This window comes from Streptomyces sp. SN-593 (assembly GCF_016756395.1).
Lineage (GTDB): Bacteria > Actinomycetota > Actinomycetes > Streptomycetales > Streptomycetaceae > Actinacidiphila > Actinacidiphila reveromycinica.
In genome coordinates this window covers 7022736-7038188 of the sequence record NZ_AP018365.1, presented here as the reverse complement: position 1 = coordinate 7038188, position 15453 = coordinate 7022736, and the positions used below count along the sequence as shown (strand labels likewise).

At 74.9% G+C, this 15453-nt stretch carries 17 protein-coding genes; 8 read left to right on the top strand and 9 right to left on the bottom strand.

The genetic code is table 11. The annotated features are described in order from the left end of the window. Positions 1 to 38 precede the first annotated feature (38 nt). The gene (locus tag RVR_RS30455; protein ID WP_202237118.1) at positions 39 to 635 is read left to right on the top strand and encodes a cupin domain-containing protein; all 597 of its coding nucleotides are present in this window, start codon (positions 39 to 41) and stop codon (positions 633 to 635) included. Between the two features lie 105 nt (positions 636 to 740). Then, positions 741 to 1265, top strand: a complete 525-nt coding sequence (locus RVR_RS30450) for a flavin reductase family protein (protein WP_237405054.1) — start codon at positions 741 to 743, stop codon at positions 1263 to 1265. Positions 1266 to 1305: 40 nt separating this feature from the next. On the opposite strand, the gene RVR_RS30445 is transcribed toward RVR_RS30450, so the two are convergent. From RVR_RS30445 to RVR_RS30405, 9 genes are all read right to left on the bottom strand, one after another. Further along, the gene (locus RVR_RS30445) at positions 1306 to 2469 is read right to left on the bottom strand and encodes a cation diffusion facilitator family transporter (protein ID WP_202237117.1); all 1164 of its coding nucleotides are present in this window, start codon (positions 2467 to 2469) and stop codon (positions 1306 to 1308) included. 195 nt (positions 2470 to 2664) lie between these two features. Continuing rightward, on the bottom strand, positions 2665 to 2907 hold the full coding sequence (gene rpsR, locus RVR_RS30440; RefSeq protein ID WP_202237116.1) for a 30S ribosomal protein S18: 243 nt from the start codon (positions 2905 to 2907) through the stop codon (positions 2665 to 2667). 69 nt (positions 2908 to 2976) lie between these two features. After that, positions 2977 to 4131, bottom strand: a complete 1155-nt coding sequence (locus RVR_RS30435; protein WP_202237115.1) for a CobW family GTP-binding protein — start codon at positions 4129 to 4131, stop codon at positions 2977 to 2979. Continuing rightward, on the bottom strand, positions 4131 to 4331 hold the full coding sequence (rpmF, locus tag RVR_RS30430) for a 50S ribosomal protein L32 (RefSeq protein WP_202237114.1): 201 nt from the start codon (positions 4329 to 4331) through the stop codon (positions 4131 to 4133). Before rpmF ends, RVR_RS30435 begins: the two co-directional genes overlap by 1 nt. A gap of 65 nt (positions 4332 to 4396) precedes the next feature. Next, entirely contained in the window at positions 4397 to 4852 is a 456-nt protein-coding gene (locus RVR_RS30425; protein ID WP_202237113.1) for a Fur family transcriptional regulator, read from the bottom strand. 279 nt (positions 4853 to 5131) lie between these two features. Continuing rightward, complete coding sequence (locus RVR_RS30420) at positions 5132 to 5995, bottom strand: metal ABC transporter permease (protein WP_202237112.1); 864 nt, start codon at positions 5993 to 5995, stop codon at positions 5132 to 5134. Beyond that, a complete protein-coding gene (locus RVR_RS30415) occupies positions 5992 to 6933 on the bottom strand; it encodes a metal ABC transporter permease (protein ID WP_237405053.1) in 942 nt (313 codons plus the stop codon). The genes RVR_RS30420 and RVR_RS30415 overlap by 4 nt, the downstream gene beginning before the upstream one ends. Next, a complete protein-coding gene (locus RVR_RS30410) occupies positions 6920 to 7966 on the bottom strand; it encodes a metal ABC transporter ATP-binding protein (RefSeq protein ID WP_237405052.1) in 1047 nt (348 codons plus the stop codon). The genes RVR_RS30415 and RVR_RS30410 overlap by 14 nt, the downstream gene beginning before the upstream one ends. A gap of 2 nt (positions 7967 to 7968) precedes the next feature. Further along, positions 7969 to 8952 (bottom strand): metal ABC transporter solute-binding protein, Zn/Mn family, encoded by a 984-nt coding sequence (locus RVR_RS30405; RefSeq protein WP_202237111.1) that lies wholly within the window; start codon positions 8950 to 8952, stop codon positions 7969 to 7971. Positions 8953 to 9444: 492 nt separating this feature from the next. On the opposite strand from RVR_RS30405, the gene RVR_RS30400 reads away from it, so the two are divergent. The 6 genes from RVR_RS30400 (at position 9445) to RVR_RS30375 (ending at position 15444) form a co-directional block, all read left to right on the top strand. Continuing rightward, positions 9445 to 10932, top strand: coding sequence for a type III PLP-dependent enzyme domain-containing protein (locus tag RVR_RS30400; protein WP_202237110.1), 1488 nt, complete (start codon positions 9445 to 9447; stop codon positions 10930 to 10932). Next, positions 10929 to 12278, top strand: coding sequence for a pyridoxal-phosphate dependent enzyme (locus RVR_RS30395; protein WP_202237109.1), 1350 nt, complete (start codon positions 10929 to 10931; stop codon positions 12276 to 12278). Before RVR_RS30400 ends, RVR_RS30395 begins: the two co-directional genes overlap by 4 nt. Before the next feature lies 1 nt (position 12279). After that, on the top strand, positions 12280 to 13554 hold the full coding sequence (locus RVR_RS30390) for an aminotransferase class V-fold PLP-dependent enzyme (protein WP_202237108.1): 1275 nt from the start codon (positions 12280 to 12282) through the stop codon (positions 13552 to 13554). A gap of 60 nt (positions 13555 to 13614) precedes the next feature. After that, a complete protein-coding gene (locus tag RVR_RS30385; RefSeq protein WP_346731485.1) occupies positions 13615 to 14421 on the top strand; it encodes a class I SAM-dependent methyltransferase in 807 nt (268 codons plus the stop codon). 155 nt (positions 14422 to 14576) lie between these two features. Then, positions 14577 to 14882, top strand: coding sequence for an ArsR/SmtB family transcription factor (locus RVR_RS30380; protein ID WP_202237107.1), 306 nt, complete (start codon positions 14577 to 14579; stop codon positions 14880 to 14882). A gap of 121 nt (positions 14883 to 15003) precedes the next feature. Then, positions 15004 to 15444 (top strand): Fur family transcriptional regulator, encoded by a 441-nt coding sequence (locus RVR_RS30375; RefSeq protein WP_202237106.1) that lies wholly within the window; start codon positions 15004 to 15006, stop codon positions 15442 to 15444. Positions 15445 to 15453: the final 9 nt, after the last annotated feature.

The following is a 15453-nucleotide window of genomic DNA, read 5'->3' as shown; positions in this document are numbered from 1 at the left end:
TTGACATCCTTTTTGGCGGCCGCCTAGCGTCCTCAGCCATGAGTACGCCGCCGACGCAGCCCGGTGAGGGCTTCCACCCCCATCTGCACGACAGCCCGACCACCCCGCCGACGTCGTCCCTGCGGGCTCGCCTGCACCACGTCCGCGCGGACGCGCTGGACGGCGACACCGCGCAGACCGGCGGCATGCGCCGGTTCGCGGCGATCAGCGGGAAGACCGTGGGCTCCGAGAAGCTCTGGATGGGCCAGACCCACGTGGCCCCCTCGACCGCGTCCTCCGACCACCACCACGGCGCGTCGGAGACCGCGATCCACGTGGTCAGCGGGCACCCGGAGTTCGTCTTCGTCGACGACTCCGGCGGCACCCCGCAGGAGGTACGGCTGCGCACCTCCCCCGGCGACTACGTCTTCGTCCCGCCGTTCGTGCCGCACCGGGAGGAGAACCCCGACCCCGACGACGAGGCCGTGGTCGTCATCGCGCGCAGCACGCAGGAGGCGGTCGTGGTCAACCTCCCCCGGCTCCACGCCCTCGGGTCCGCACCGCGGGACGCGGCCGGGGCGGGAGCGGACGGGGAGGCCGCGACGGGCCGGGAGCCCGAGGAGCCCGGGGAGCCCGGGGAGTCCAGGGAGGGCTGAGCGCCCCGCCGTCCCGGCAGGCCGACGGCTGCCGACAACGCAGTTTCCGCGCGGTCCCGCGCCGCCCGGCGGCGCGCCGGACCGACGACGCAGAGGGGAACCCTGGTGACGAGTACGGAGTCCCGCCCGGAGACCGAGCAGGACCTGAAGTCCGCGTTCCGGGAGGCCATGGCCGGCGTGTGCACGCCCGTCGCCGTGGTCACCGCCATGGCGGGCCGGTCGCCCTACGGCACCACCGTGAGCGCCTTCACCTCGCTGTCGATGGAGCCGCCGATGGTGCTGGTCTCCCTCGACCGGTCCTCCGACCTGCTCGCGGTCATCGACGGCAGCCGCCGGTTCGGCCTCAACATCCTGGGTGCCCAGCAGCCGGAGCTCGCGCTGAACTTCGCCCGCAAGGGCGGTCCGGCCAAGTTCGGCGGCGTCGACTGGCACCTGGGCGCGCAGGTGCCGAGACTGCCCGGTGCGAGCGGCTTCCTGGCGTGCGAGGTGGCCGACCTGGTCACCGGCGGCGACCACGTGGTGGTCTTCGGCCGGGTGCTCAGCGCCGACACCGCGCCGGCCCGGCCGCTCACCTACCACGCGCGGGTGTTCGGCACCCACACCGCCCTGGACGTCGACTCCCGCACCTGACACGGGGGTTCGGCCGCCGGCGGCGGGCGCCGCCGCTCCGTCAGGCCGCGGCGTGGTGGCGCAGCGCGGCGTGCGGGTCGGCGCCGTGCGCGACGTGGTCGATGTGCACCGTGGCGGCGGTCAGCCGCGGCACGCCGTGGATCAGGGCGTGTTCGGCGGCGACCGCCAGTTCGTGCGCCCGGACCACCGTCAGGTGCGGGTCGACCACGATGTCCGCCTCCGCGCGCAGCGCGTGCCCGATCCAGCGCATCCGCACCGCGCCGACGTCCCGCACGCCGGGCACCCGGCGCAGCGCCTCCTCCGCGGCGTCCACCGCCGCCGGGTCGACCGAGTCCATCAGCCGCCGGTAGACCTGCGCGGCGGCGTCCCTCAGCACCGCGAGGATCGCCGCGGTGATCAGCAGGCCCACCACGGGGTCGGCCCACCGCCAGCCGATCGCGGTGCCCCCGGCGCCCAGCAGCACCGCCAGCGAGGTGAACCCGTCGGTACGCGCGTGCAGGCCGTCGGCGACCAGCGCCGCCGAGCCGATCCGCCGGCCGGTGGCGATCCGGTGCCGCGCCACCCACTCGTTCCCGGCGAACCCGGCGAGCGCCGCAACCGCCACGGCCCACAGGTGCGTCACGCCGCGCGGCTCCAGCAGCCGGTGCACGGCCTCGTAGCCGGCCGCCGCCGAGGAGGCCGCGACGGTCAGCACGATCGCGACGCCCGCCAGGTCCTCCGCGCGCCCGTACCCGTAGGTGTAACGGCGGTTCGCCGCGCGGCGGCCCAGCACGAACGCGATGCCCAGCGGCACCGCGGTCAGCGAGTCGGCCGCGTTGTGGATCGCGTCGCCCAGCAGCGCCACCGAGCCCGACGCGGCGACCACCGCCAACTGGACCACGGTGGTGGCGGCGAGGACGCCGAGGGACAGCCACAGGGCCCGCAGTCCCTCGCGGGAGGTCTCCAGCGCGGAGTCGACCTTGTCCATCGGCTCGTGGCTGTGCGGCCTGGCCAGGTGCGCGAGCCGGTGGCGCAGCCGCGCCCGCGCGGTGCCGCCGTGCGGGTGCGGGTGGTCGTGGCCGTGGCCGTGCGGGTGCCCGTGGTCGTGTGCCTGCCCGTCGAGTCGCGGATGCCCGTCGGGTCGCGGATGCCCGTCGGCGCCCTCGTGCGGGTGCCCGTGCGGCGGGGTGTGCCCGTGTCCCTGCGTGTGCTCGCCGGAGTCCATGCGCCCTACGGTGCCAGCTCCGGCCGATTGCAGCCATCACCCTGATACATGCCCTGAGCTGCTGCGATACCGTCGCAACAGCGCACCTGCCGCCGCGGGCGGCCGGACCTGCGGCGCCAGGCCCACCCGATCCGGGCAGCCGGTACGGGCAGCCGGTACGGGCACGCGGTCTGGCCGCGCGATCCGGGCACGCGGTCAGCGCGGGGTACCGGAGTACGGCAGCAGGGCCATCTCCCGCGCGGTCCTGATCGCCCGGGCCAGCCGGCGCTGCTGCTGGACGCTCACCCGGGTCACCCGGCGGCTGCGGATCTTGCCGCGGTCGGAGATGAACTTCCGCAGCAGGTCGGTGTCCTTGTAGTCGATGTAGGTGATCTTCGCCGCGTCCAGCGGGTTGACGCGGGGCTTGAGGGGCTTGCGGGGGTCCTGGCGGCGGGCCACGGGCACTCCTTCGTCTCGGGTACGGGTACCGGTAGGGGCACGGCTGGGGGTCTCGGGGGCAGGCCGCCCTCAGGAGACGGGGTCGAGCAACTCGTCGAAGGCGGCCGGGAAACGGCGCCAGCCGTCGGGCCCCGAGGCGTACTCCGCGTCGGTCAGCAGGCAGGACTCCAACACCTGCTCCAGGCCGTCCTGGTCGAGCGCGGGAGAGGTGAACACCAGGTGCTGGCAGCGGTCGCCGTGCTCGGGGTCCCAGTCGAGCGTGGCGGCGGCGCGCCGCATCGCGGGCACCATCTCCCAGGCCGCGTCGGGCAGCGCGGCCAGCCACGGCCCGGCGTTCTCCACGACCAGCGCCCCGCCGGCCGCGTCCCATGACAGCAGGGTGTCCGGCCGGTCGGCCAGCCAGAACCGGCCCCGGCTGCGGGCCGCGGCGCAAACCAGGTCCTCCAGCGCGGTGTGGAGGCGCTCGGGGTGGAAGGGTCGGCGGCGGCGCCACACGAGGGTGGTCACCCCCGCCTCGTCCGCCTGCTGGGGCAGCCGCGAGCAGGCCGGGTGCTGCGCCGCCGCGGCGGCCTCCACGTCGAAGCCGGCGAACGCCGCCCGGGCGAGGTCCGCCGAGCGGTCGGACACCTGCCGTGCGGTGGGGTGCAGTTGGGCCAGCAGCGCGCGGTCCTCGTCCGTCGCCTCCGCGTCCTGCGCGATCACCAGCACCGGGGCGTACTCCAGTTGCCGGGCCCAGGTGTCGCCTACCGTCCGGCGGTCCGCCCGGGCCGCCGCGAGGCCGGCCTCCTCCAGGTCGTCGCCGTTGGCGAGGCAGGGCAGGACCAGACCGGGGTCGACCGCCGTCATGACGTTGGACAGTTCGAGGACGTCGCCGCCGTGGCCGGCGATCACCTCGGCCATGCCCTGCGGCTCCACCGAGTCCCAGAGCTCGACCACGGCCAGCCGGGTGGCCCCGTCGGCGGCCAGCCGCTCCAGTTCCGGCACGAGGTCGGCGCGCAGCGCGCAGCACGCGCAGTCGTCGACCAGCGGGGTCTCCCCGTGGGACAGGAGGCCGTCGGCGTCGCGGACGGTGCGCCGCACCGTGCCGTCGGCGGCCGACGAGAGGTCGTGGTGGAGCGCCACGCTTCCGGGCACCATGGTCAGGAGGTTCCCGACCGCCGTCCGCCGCGCCTCCGCGTGCATACCGGCCACGACCACGACCGGGAGCCTGCCGCGCGTGTCCATCAGCGGCCTCCGTGGACGCGGCCGAGGCCGGCGCGCCCGGCGTCGAGCAGGCCGCGCTCGTAGGCCCTGACCAGGTGCCGCGGCACCAGGTGGGAGGCGCCGTCGATGGTGACGGGCACCAGTCGGGGCGTGCTCGCCTTCCACTGGGCGCGCCGGTGGCGGGTGTTGCTGCGGGACGTCTTGCGTTTGGGAACGGCCATGGTGGTCCTCTCCGGTGGGTCGGGGTGACAGCAGGACGTTATATGAAAATGACTTCCATTTGCAATCAGGGCCCAGGGCGCCGCGCCGCCGGACTCCGGCAGTCCCGGCACACACCGGTGAGTTCGACGGTGTGCTCGACCTCGGCGAAGCCCGACGCCTCGGCCACCGCCCGCGCCCAGTTCTCGACCGCGGACGCCTCGACGGGACTGCTCGCGCCGCAGGCGCGGCACATCAGGTAGTGCCGGTGCTCCTGGCTCGGGCGGTGCCGGAAGAGCCGTTCGCCGCCGGCGTCGCGCACCACGTCCACCAGCCCCGCGGCGCCCAGCGCGGCGAGCGTGCGGTAGACGGTGCTCAGGCCGACGTGCACGCCCTCCGCCAGGACGGCGGCGTGCAGGCTCTGCGCGCTGACGAAGCCGTCGGCGTCGATCAGGGCCCGCAGCAGGACCCGGCGCTGGTGGGTACGGCGCCCGGGGACCCGGGTGCCGCGCGGCGGCTGCGCGCCGTCGGAGGTGCTGTGCACGGTGCGTCCCCCTGGGATGCGTGCGGTTGCGGACCGGGCCCGCCCTGGGACCGGCCGGTGGACGTCGAGGGCCCCGCGGCAGGAACGCCCGCACCCCCGGGTCCGCCGGCGGCCCGCCCGGGCGCGGGGCAGGCGACGGACGGGCGGACGGGCGGACGGGCGGACGGGCGCGGGGCCGTCGACGGACGGGCGGACCGGCGCGGGGCGTTGGACCGGGCGCCCGGCCGGACACGGCGGAGGTGCGGCGAGCCGCGGAGCCCCCGGCGCGCCGGGCTGCTCTCAGGCGGGGGCGAGGCGCGGGGCGCGGCGGCGCCACCCGCCGACCGCGAAGGCGGCCGCGTAGACGGCGGTGGCCAGCGCCATGATCGCGAAGCTCGGCGGCATCTTCGGTACCGCGTAGCTGAGGCTCAGGCCGCCCCACATCTCGGCGACCGCGAGCACCGTGGACAGCGCGAACGCCCGCCCCGGCGTCTCGGTCAGCCGCTGGGCGGCGCCCGCCGGGGCGGCGAGCAGCCCGAGCAGCAGCAGCGACCCGACCGCCTGGGTGGCCTCGGCCGCGGTGACGCCGACCAGCGCGAGGAAGCCGTATCCCAGCAGCCCCACCGGTACTCCCCGGGCCGCGGCGACGGCCTCGTCCACGGACGCGAACAGCAGCGGCCGGAAGGCGGCCAGCACCAGCCCGCAGACCCCGGCCGCCACGGCCGCGGCGGTGCCGGCCTGGCCGGCGGACATCCCGAAGATGGAGCCGAAGAGCACCCGGACGCCGGCGCCGGCGTTGTCCGCGCCGCCGGAGGTGCTGTAGCGGGTGAGGAAGAAGGCGCCCAGGCCGGTGATCCAGGCGAAGACGTTGCCGATGGCGACGTCGTCGGCGCGGCCGGAGCGGGAGAGCGTGCCGAGCAGCAGCGCGACCGCGATGGTCGCGGCGTACAGCCCCAGCCGCAGGTCGATCCCCGCGGCCAGCGCCGCGAGCGAGCCGGTGAACGCCATGTGGCTCAGCGCGTCGCCGGTGAAGACCTGGGCGCGCAGCACCAGGAAGTAGCCGACCATGCCGGACGCGGCGGCGATGGCCGCGCCCGCGAGGACCGCGTGGAGGAAGAAGGGGTGCCCGAGCGCGCCGGGCCAGCCGAGGGCGAGGACGGTCACAGCACGCTCCCGGAGGTCCACGCGGGCGCGCCGCCGGCGGCCGCGGCCCCGCGGTCCGGCGCGCGCCCGAGGCGCTCGTGCACCAGCCGCGCGCCCCAACTGGCGGCGTAGGCCGCGAAGGCGAAGGTGGTCACCCAGAACCCGATCGGGTAGGGCGAGTAGTAGGCGACGGCCAGGCTGGTCCAGGTCACCGCGAGCGCGATCACCACCGATGCGGCGATGCCGTGCACCGGACGGGCGGTCAGGTTCTGGGCGGTGGCGGCGGGCATCACCAGCAGCGCGAACACCAGGAGCGCACCGGTGATCTGGCTGGTCGCCGCCGTCGCCGCTCCCAGGACGACGAGGAAGACGGTGGACAGCAGCCGGACCGGCACCCCGCGGGCGGCGGCGACCGCCGGGTCGACGGAGGCGAACAGCAGCGGCCGCCCGACCACGGCCAGCACCAGCAGGACCGCCGCGGCCACCACGGCCAGCACCTGCACCTGGGTCGTCGTGATCCCGAGGAAGCTGCCGAACAGCAGGGCGTTCACCCCGCCGAGGAAACCCTTGTAGAGGGCGATGAAGAGGAAGCCGGCGCCCAGCAGGAACGCCTGGATCGTGCCGGTCACCGCCGCCTCCTCGCCGCCGCCGGACTCGCGGCCGGCCCGGGGGACGGCGGCGATCACCAGGGCGGCACCGACACAGAAGGCGAAGTAGCCGTAGACCGCGCCGACCCCGGCCAGGGTGGCGCCGGCCGCTCCGGGGAAGGCCACCGTGGACAGCGTGTGGCCGGCGAAGCTCTGCCGGCGCAGCACCATGTACCAGCCGATCACACCGGCCAGCACCGCCACGATCGCGCCGGCCCGGAAGGCGTTGACCATGAACGGGAACGCCCACATCTGCTGGAGGTCGGCGACCGGGTTCCACGACCAGCCGGCCGTGCCGTCAGCGATCAGCACGGGCCGCCCCCTCGCCCGCCGGCGGGTGGCGGTCGGTGTGCACCGCCGGCGCCTCGGGTTGCCCGACCACGACCAGCCGCCCGTCGGAGGTGCGCAGCACCTCGATCGGCGTGCGGTACAGCCGGGTGAGGGTGGCCGAGGTGATCACCTCGGCCGGGGTGCCGGCCACCGCCCCGCCCTCCGCCAGGTACACCACCCGGTCCAGGTGCGCGAGGATCGGGTTGGCGTCATGGGCGACCATCACCACGCTGACCTCCTCCTCACGGCAGATCCGGCCGATCAGGGCCGCCACCGCCGCCTGGTTGGGCAGGTCGAGGCTGTCCAGCGGCTCGTCCAGCACCAGCAGGCGGGGCCGCCTGACCAGCGCCTGGGCGATCAGCAGCCGCTGCTGCTCGCCACCCGAGCACTGGCCGATCGGGCGGTGCGCGTACGCCGAGGCGCCGACCATCTCCACGACCCGGGCGATCCGCTCACGGGCGGCGCGCGCCGACCCCGGGCGGCCCAGCCCCCAGCGGTCGCCGTCCCAGCCCATCCGGACGATGTCCACGCCGCGGATGCGCAGGCCGGCGTCGAAGCTGCGCCGCTGCGGCAGGTAGCCCACCTGCTGCGCGAGGTGGCCCGGCGGCCGCCCGAGCACGCTGATGCTGCCGGCGGCCGTCGGGACCAGCCCGAGGATCGCCTTGACCAGGGTGGACTTCCCGACCCCGTTGGGGCCGAGGACCGCGACGAACTCCCCCGGCGCGATGTCGAGTTCGACATGCGACCACAGGGTGCGGCCGCCGACCCGCACCGCCGCGTCGCGCAGGGAGACCACCGCGGGCCCGGCCGGGCGCGCCCCTCCCGGCCGGTCGACGGCCTCCGGTACGGCGCGTTCGGCCGGGGCGCACTCGGGTACGGCGTGCTCGGGTACGGCGTGCTCCGGCAGGGTGGCGGCGGGCTCCGTCGGGGTCGGCCGGGCCGGGGCCGCGGCGTCCGCACGCGGCGCGGGCACGCCGGGTCGGACGGCTTCGCGCAGTCTGGTGAGCGGATGCACGGCTACTTCCCCGTCGCCTTCGCCAGCGCCTGCTGGATGCCCTTGAGCTCGGTCACCTGCCACTGCTGGAACGACGCGCCGGCCGGGGTGAGGGTCTCGGTGACGGTGGCGACCGGGATGCCCTTGGCCTTGGCCGCCTTGACCTGCGCCTGCACGTCGGGCGTGGCGTTCTGGCTGTTGTAGACGTAGACCTTGATCTGCCGGGCGGCGATCTGGTGGTCGATGGTGGTCTTGTCCTGCGCGGTGGGGTCGGCGCCCTCGCTGATCGCGCTGAGGAAGGAGTACGGCGTGAGCATCTTCAGGCCGAGGCCGTCCGCCAGCGGGCTGACGATCGACTCCGAGGCGCCGATCGGGGTGCCCGCGTACTTCGCCTTGATGTCGGCGATCAGGGAGTTGTAGGTGCCGAGCGTCTTGGTCTCGAAGGTGTTCTTCCGCGCGTCGAAGTACGCCGCGTCCGCCGGGTCGGCCTTCTTGTAGTCGGCGGTGATCCTCTCGATCACCTTGTGCACGTCGTCCGGTGAGTACCAGCGGTGCGGGTTGCCGCCGTCCTTCACCCCGACCAGGTCGCCGACGGTCAGCAGCGTGCGCTGCGAGGAGGGGTTGGACGCCAGGAGCTTCGACGCCCAGGAGTCGTAGCCGATGCCGTTGACGATCGCGTACCCGGCGGAGGCGACCGTGCGCGCGTCGGCGGCGGTCGGCTCGTAGTCGTGCGGGTCGGTGTCGGGGTTGGTGATGATGCTGGTGACCTTCACGTGGCTGCCGCCGACCTGCTCGGCGATGCTGCCCCAGAAGTTCTCCGCCGCCACCACCTGGATGACCTTGCCGCCGCTCGAACTCCCCCCGGAGGAGGCGGCCTTGTCGTCGTCGGAGGACTTCGAGCCGGTGGAGCAGGCGCTGGTGGCCGCCAGGGCGGCGACGAGTATCCCGCCGGCGGCGAGCGTGGTCCGGCGGCGGTGCGCCGTGCTGCGGGCGGCGGGGCTGGTCATGGTTTCTCCTCGTGCGGTACGTGCGGTACGGGCAGGACCGCGACCCGTCCGGCCGCGGCCCCCTCACCGTAATTGAAAATGACTCCCAATCCCACCTCAGCCAACGCGAGATGAAAATCATTACAGAATCTTGACCTTCGGGTCCGCCGTCCGGGGAACGGAGTCCACGGACGCCGCGTCATCGCAGGTCACGGCGGTGTACGGCGGGGCAAGCCGCGCGGACCACCGTGGTCGCAGGGCGCTCCTGGGCCCGTACCGGCGCTCGCGGCGGTCGGCGCCGGGCTTAGCCGACCGGCGCGGTGGACATGCTGCAACCGCACTCGACCACGGCCGGTCCGGGACGACCGGCTCCACCACGACCGGGCCGCGACCGCCGGCCGGACCCCACCCGGACCGCCACGACCGGGACCGGAGCCGGGGCCGGCACGCCACCGACGGCCCGGCCACCGCCGGGCCGGGACGGCCGGTGACGACGGAAGGCAGGACGAAACGATGGCGGAGCCGCTCTACCTGCGCCCGCGGCTCGACGGGCGGGCGGCCTCGCTCCTGGCGGAACCGGGGCTGCTCCACTCGCTGGTGGACGCGTTGGAGTCGCCGCTGAACGTCGTGCTGCCCGAGCAGGCCGCGGCCAACGCCGACGCCTTCCAGGAGGTGTTCACCCGGCACCGGTTGAAGGGCCGGGTGCTGTTCGCGCACAAGGCGTCCGCCTCCAGCGCGCTGCTACGGCGCCTGGCGGCCACCGCCGCCGGGGTGGACGCCGCCTCGCTGGGCGAGCTGCGGCACGCGCTCGGCTGCGGCTTCGCGCCGGAGCGGATCACCGCGACCGGCCCGAAGAGCCTGCGGTTCCTCTGGCTGGCCGCGCGCACCGGGGCCGCGGTGGCGGTCGACTCGGCGGACGAACTCGACATGCTGGCCCGCCTGTTGCGGGCCCACGGACTGCCGCGCTGCCGGACCCTGCTGCGGTTGAGCGGCTTCAGCGCGCCGGGCGTGCGCGTCCGCTCCCGGCTCAGCCGCTTCGGCATACCGGTCGCCGCGCTGGACGACGTCCTCGCCCGGGCGGCGGGGTACCGCGACGTGCTCGACCTCGTCGGGGTGAGCTACCACCTGGACACCACCAGCCTCACCGAGAAGGCGACCGCGTTCGAGGGATGCCTCCAGGCGCTCGGCGCCTGCCGCGACCACGGGCTGGCCCCCGACGTCGTGGACATCGGCGGCGGCTTCGGGATCAGCTACCTCGCCCACCGCGAGGAGTGGGACGCCTACACCAGCGAGCTGGCCGCGGCCGCGCTCGGCGCCCGGCCCGCCCTCACCTGGGGCGGCCACGGCTACGGCCTGCGCAACGACAAGGGCACCCTGCGCGGATCGCTCGCCCTCTACCCGTCCTGGCGGCCGGCCGCCGGCGGCCACTACCTCGACGAACTGCTCTCGGCGCCGTCCTCGTCCGCCCTGGGCGGCCGGCCGCTCGCCTCGCTGGCGCTGGAGCACCTGTACGACGTGCACGCCGAACCGGGCCGGGCGCTGCTCGACCAGTGCGGGCTGACCCTGGCGACCGTGCAGGAGGTGCGGCGCCCTCCCGACGGAGGCGCCGACCTGTGGGTGCGGCTGGCCGCGAAGGCCGACGACATCGCGCTGGAGGAGCACGGCGTCCTGCTCGACCCGGTGCTCCTGCCCCGGCCCGGCTCCACCGGCACCAGCACCGACAGCGGCAGCGGCGGACCGGTGGCGGTGCACCTGTTCGGGCACCTGTGCCTGGAGACCGACCTGATCACCCGCCGCCTCGTCCACCTGCCGCGCGCACCGCGCCCCGGCGACCTGCTGGTGTTCGCGAACACCGCCGCGTACTGCATGGACTTCCACTCCAGCCGCTCCCAGCGCCACCCCGCCGCCCGCAAGATCGCCGCCTGGCGGTCCGGCGGGAGCTGGACGTGGTGCCTGGACGACGCGTACTGGCCGCTCTCCACCGAGGGGGACCCGCAGTGAGGTACGACCGCATCACCGACGCCATCGGCAACACCCCGCTGGTGCGCATCGATCCCGCGGTGCACGGCCTGCGCCACATCGACCTGTTCGCCAAGCTGGAGATGCTCAACCCGTTCGGCTCGGTGAAGGACCGCGCGGCGTGGAACATGGCCCGCGCCGGGCTGCCCGGCGCCGAGGCCGACGGCAGCCAGATCGTGGAGCTGTCCAGCGGCAACACCGCCAAGGCGCTGGCGGTGATCGCGGGCATGCACGGCCTGACGTTCAAGAGCGTCACCAACCGGATGCGCATCCCGGAGACCAAGGAACTGCTCCTGCTGCTCGGCGCCGAGATCGAGGAGCTGCCCGGGCAGAGCGAGTGCCTGGACCCCACCGACACCGAGGACCCGCTGACCCTCTTCCACCAGGCGCTCGCGGACTCCGAGACCCCGCTGCTCCACACCGACCAGTACTTCAACCCCCGCAACAGCGCGGCCCACTTCGAGGGCACCGGCCCGGAGATCGTCGCCGACCTCGACGGCCGCGCGCCGGACTACTTCATCGCCTGCGTGGGGACGGCCGGCTCCTCCACCGGCGTGGCGGGCGCGCTGCGGGCCCACCGCCCGGACGTCGAGGTGGTCGGCCTGGTCGCCGCGAAGTCCGACTTCATCCCCGGCATCCGCACCCGCGACGAAGTGCACGAGGTCGGCCTGTTCGACCCGGACACCTACGACACGCTGGCCACCGTGGACTCCGGGCAGGCGATCGAGGGCATGGTGACCCTCATCCGCCGCTGCGGGCTGCTCGCCGGACCCACCGGCGGCGCGGCATACCACGGCGCGCTGCGGCACCTGCGCGAGGCCGACGCGCGACTGGCCGAGCAGCGGGACGACGGGCCGCCGGCCGAACGGAGGACCGCCGTGTTCATCGTCTGCGACCGGGTCGAGGGCTACCTCAGCTACATCCGGCAGCGCCGACCGGACCTGCTCGGCGACACCGCGCGCACCCCGAACACGCTCGCCGGCCTGTCGGACGCCGACGTCGCCGCCGCGCCGGCGGTGACGGTGGACGAGGCCCGCACCTGGATCGAGGGCGCCGACCCGCTGATCGTGGACCTGCGCAGCACCTACGCCTACAACGCCCTGCACCTGGCCGGCTCCGTCAACATCACCGACGAGATCCTCGGCGAACTCCTGCGCGCGGGACTGCCGTTCGCCCGCAGCCGGCCGGTCCTGCTGGCCTGTCCGGTCGGTGAGCAGTCCGCGCGGTACGCCGCGCTGCTCACCCGGATGGGGCACCCCGACGCCCGCAGCCTCACCGGCGGCATCGTCGCCTGGCGCGACGCCGGCGCGCCCCTGACCCGGGACTGACATGACGACGCCCGAACCCGGCCACGGCCGCCCCGATCCCGCCGAGTCCCCCGAGTCCCCCGAGTTCCCGGAGCCCCCCGAGCACCCGGACGACGTGCTGCGCGCGCTGGAGCCCTGGCACCGCGAACTGCGCGCCCAGTTCCCGATCCTGCGGGCCGCGCCCGGCCTCGCCTACCTCGACAGCGCCGCCACCTCGCAGAAGCCGCAGGCGGTCCTGGACGCGGTGCAGACCTACCTGACGACCGCCAACGCCAACGCCGGCCGCGGGTCCTACCCCTGGGCCAACCGCACCACCGCCCTGGTCGAGAAGGCCCGGCAGCAGGTGGGGGAAGCCCTCGGCGACCCCTGCCCCGACACCTCGCAGGTGCTGTTGACCAGCGGCGCGACCGAGGCACTGCGCACGGTCGCCCGCGACTGGCTCGCCGACCAGCTCGCCGACGGCGACGAGGTGGTCGTGCCCTTCGCCGACCACCAGGCGAACATCACGCCCTGGCAGGAGGTCCGCGACCTGCTCGCCCGCCGCGGAATCCACGTCCGGCTGCGGCCGATGCCCTATCAGAGCGGATCGGGCGACTACGACCACGCCGCCCTCGCCGAGGCCGTCACCCCGCGGACCCGGTTCGTCGCGACCACGCACGTGCACCACGTCTACGGCAACGACATGAACGTCCACCGGATCCGCGCCGCCGTCGGTCCCGACGTCCCGATCTGCCTCGACGCGTCGCAGAGCGTCGGCCACCAGCCGATCCGGCTCGACACCCTCGACGTCGACTTCGCCGTCTTCTCCGGCCACAAGGCCCTGGCCCTGCCCGGCACCGGCGCGCTGTGGGCGCGGCAGGCGCGCGGTCCCGCGCTGCGCCCGGCGGGCTGGGCCGGCACCCCGAACACCGTGGGCGCGGTCTCGCTGTCCGCGGCGCTGGACTGGCTGCGGGCCGCCGACACCGCGCGCGTCCACCGGTGGACGCGGGCGCTGACCGCCCGCCTGACCGACGCGCTGAGCCGGCTCGGCTCGTACCAGGTGCTGGGCTGCCGGACCAGCCTCGCCGCGGAGTCCACCGTCCAGCGCCGGCAGAGCCTGGTGAGCTTCCGGCACCGCGCGATCCCCTCGGGCGACCTGGGGTTCGTCCTGTTCGACAGCGGCCTGATGGTGCGCAGCGACCAGCACTGCCAGGGCGGTTCGGGCGAGCGGACCGGATCGGTGCGCGTCAGCACGCACGCCTACACCTCGGTCGACGAGATCGACCGCCTGGTGGAGGCCCTGCGCGCGTTGGACTGAAACCGCGGCACCGGCGGCCCGCCATTGGAATGAAAACTGTTTTCAACAGTAGGGTTGCCGGTGACGGGGACACAGGACGGCGGCGGACGGCTCAGGCAGGCGGCGATGGCCATGGACACGGTGAGGGCACACGAGTACGCGGAGCGCTGGGAGGGCCAGCAGCAGCGCTACGCCATCGCGCGCGAGGAGCGCGCCGGCGTCATCGCGGACGTGGTCGAGCACGTCACGGCCGGGCGCGAGCGCCCGCTCGTCATCGATCTGGGCTGCGGGCCGGGGACGTTGACGGCCCGGCTCGCGGCCGGGCTGCCCGGCGTCGAGTTCGTGGGGGTGGACCGCGACCCCGTCGTGCTGGGCCTGGCCCGCGAGTGCCACGGGTCGGCCGTCCGCTTCGCGGAGGCGGCGATCGGGGCGGAGGGGTGGACCGCGGGACTCGGCCTGGACCGCCCCGCCGACGCCGTCGTCTCCACCACCACGCTGCACTGCCTGCCCGAGCCGCTGCTGCGCCGCGCCTACCGGCAGCTCGGCGGACTCCTGCGCCCGGGCGGGGTCCTGGTCAACGGCGACCACTTCGCGCCCGAGGCCACCGGTCCGGGCGAGATCAGCGCCCGGATCGGGCGGCTGCGGGCCGAGCGGCAGCGGGCGTTCGACCACGAGGACTGGGACCAGTGGTGGAACGCGGTGGCCGGTGACCCGGCCTTCGCCGACCTCGTCGCCGAGCGCCGCCGGCGCGCCGCGACCGTACCGAGCACCAAGGACAGCAACCTGCCGCTCTCCCACCACGTGCGCCTGCTCCGGGCGGCGGGCTTCGGGCAGGCCGGCTCCGTCTGGCAGTGCGGCGGCAGCCACGTCCTGGTGGCGGTGGCCTGACCGCGGTCGCCCCCGGCGCGACCGTGACCGCGACGGCGACGGCGACGGCGATCAGGACCGCGGCCACGGCCCGGAGCCCGGGGCCCAGGGCGATCCCACGATCCGCCGCGCCCGAGCCCTACATGAGACCGATTCTCATATGTTAGATTCTGCATATGACGGCTCCCGCCCGACCGGACGACCGGACCCTCGCGCTGCGGGCGGCCAGCGAGCTGCTGCGGGCCCTCGCCTCCCCGGTGCGGATGGGCATCGTGCGCGAGCTGTCCACCGGCGGCAAGCGGGTCCACGAACTCGTCGCGGCACTCGGGGTGAACCAGCCCCTGGTCTCGCAACACCTGCGGGTCCTGCGCACCTCGCGCATCGTGACCACGCACCGCGAAGCCCGCGAGGTCGAGTACACCCTCGTCGACGACCACGTCGCGCACATCGTGCTCGACGCCATCCGGCATGTCGAGGAGTGACCCCCCGGCCGCACCGGGAGCCGCCGCGGAGGCCGTACGCACCGCAGGCACCGTTCGCACCGCGGAGGCCGTACACACCGCGGAGGCCGTACACACCGCACCACCATCGGAGGGAAGAGCCGTGAGCGCAGCCGGGCAGTCCGTCCGCGGCCGTTCGACCCGGCAGCGCACCGCGGTGTCCGCCGCCCTGGACGAGGTCGACGAGTTCCGCAGTGCGCAGGACCTGCACAACATCCTGAAGCTGCGCGGGGAGTCGGTGGGTCTGACCACCGTCTACCGCACGCTCCAGTCGCTCGCCGAGGCGGGCGAGGTGGACGTGCTGCGCACCGGCGACGGCGAGTCGGTCTACCGCCGCTGCTCCGAGGGCGGCCACCACCACCATCTGGTCTGCCGCTCCTGCGGCAAGGCGGTGGAGGTGGAGGGGCCGGCGGTGGAGCGGTGGGCGGAGTCGATCGCCGCGGAGCACGGCTTCGTGGACATCGCGCACACCATGGAGGTCTTCGGCACCTGCGCCGCGTGCGCGGCCGCGGGCCCGGAGGGGGCGGCGACGCAGGGGCCCTGACGGCGCGCG

Coding starts and splice junctions, on each gene's coding strand:
- RVR_RS30455 (WP_202237118.1), top strand. CDS start 39: ATGAGTACGCCGCCGACGCAGCCCGGTGAGGGCTTCCACCCCCATCTG.
- RVR_RS30445 (WP_202237117.1), bottom strand. CDS start 2,469: ATGGACTCCGGCGAGCACACGCAGGGACACGGGCACACCCCGCCGCAC.
- RVR_RS30435 (WP_202237115.1), bottom strand. CDS start 4,131: ATGGACACGCGCGGCAGGCTCCCGGTCGTGGTCGTGGCCGGTATGCAC.
- rpmF (WP_202237114.1), bottom strand. CDS start 4,331: ATGGCCGTTCCCAAACGCAAGACGTCCCGCAGCAACACCCGCCACCGG.
- RVR_RS30405 (WP_202237111.1), bottom strand. CDS start 8,952: ATGACCAGCCCCGCCGCCCGCAGCACGGCGCACCGCCGCCGGACCACG.
- RVR_RS30400 (WP_202237110.1), top strand. CDS start 9,445: ATGGCGGAGCCGCTCTACCTGCGCCCGCGGCTCGACGGGCGGGCGGCC.
- RVR_RS30390 (WP_202237108.1), top strand. CDS start 12,280: ATGACGACGCCCGAACCCGGCCACGGCCGCCCCGATCCCGCCGAGTCC.
- RVR_RS30380 (WP_202237107.1), top strand. CDS start 14,577: ATGACGGCTCCCGCCCGACCGGACGACCGGACCCTCGCGCTGCGGGCG.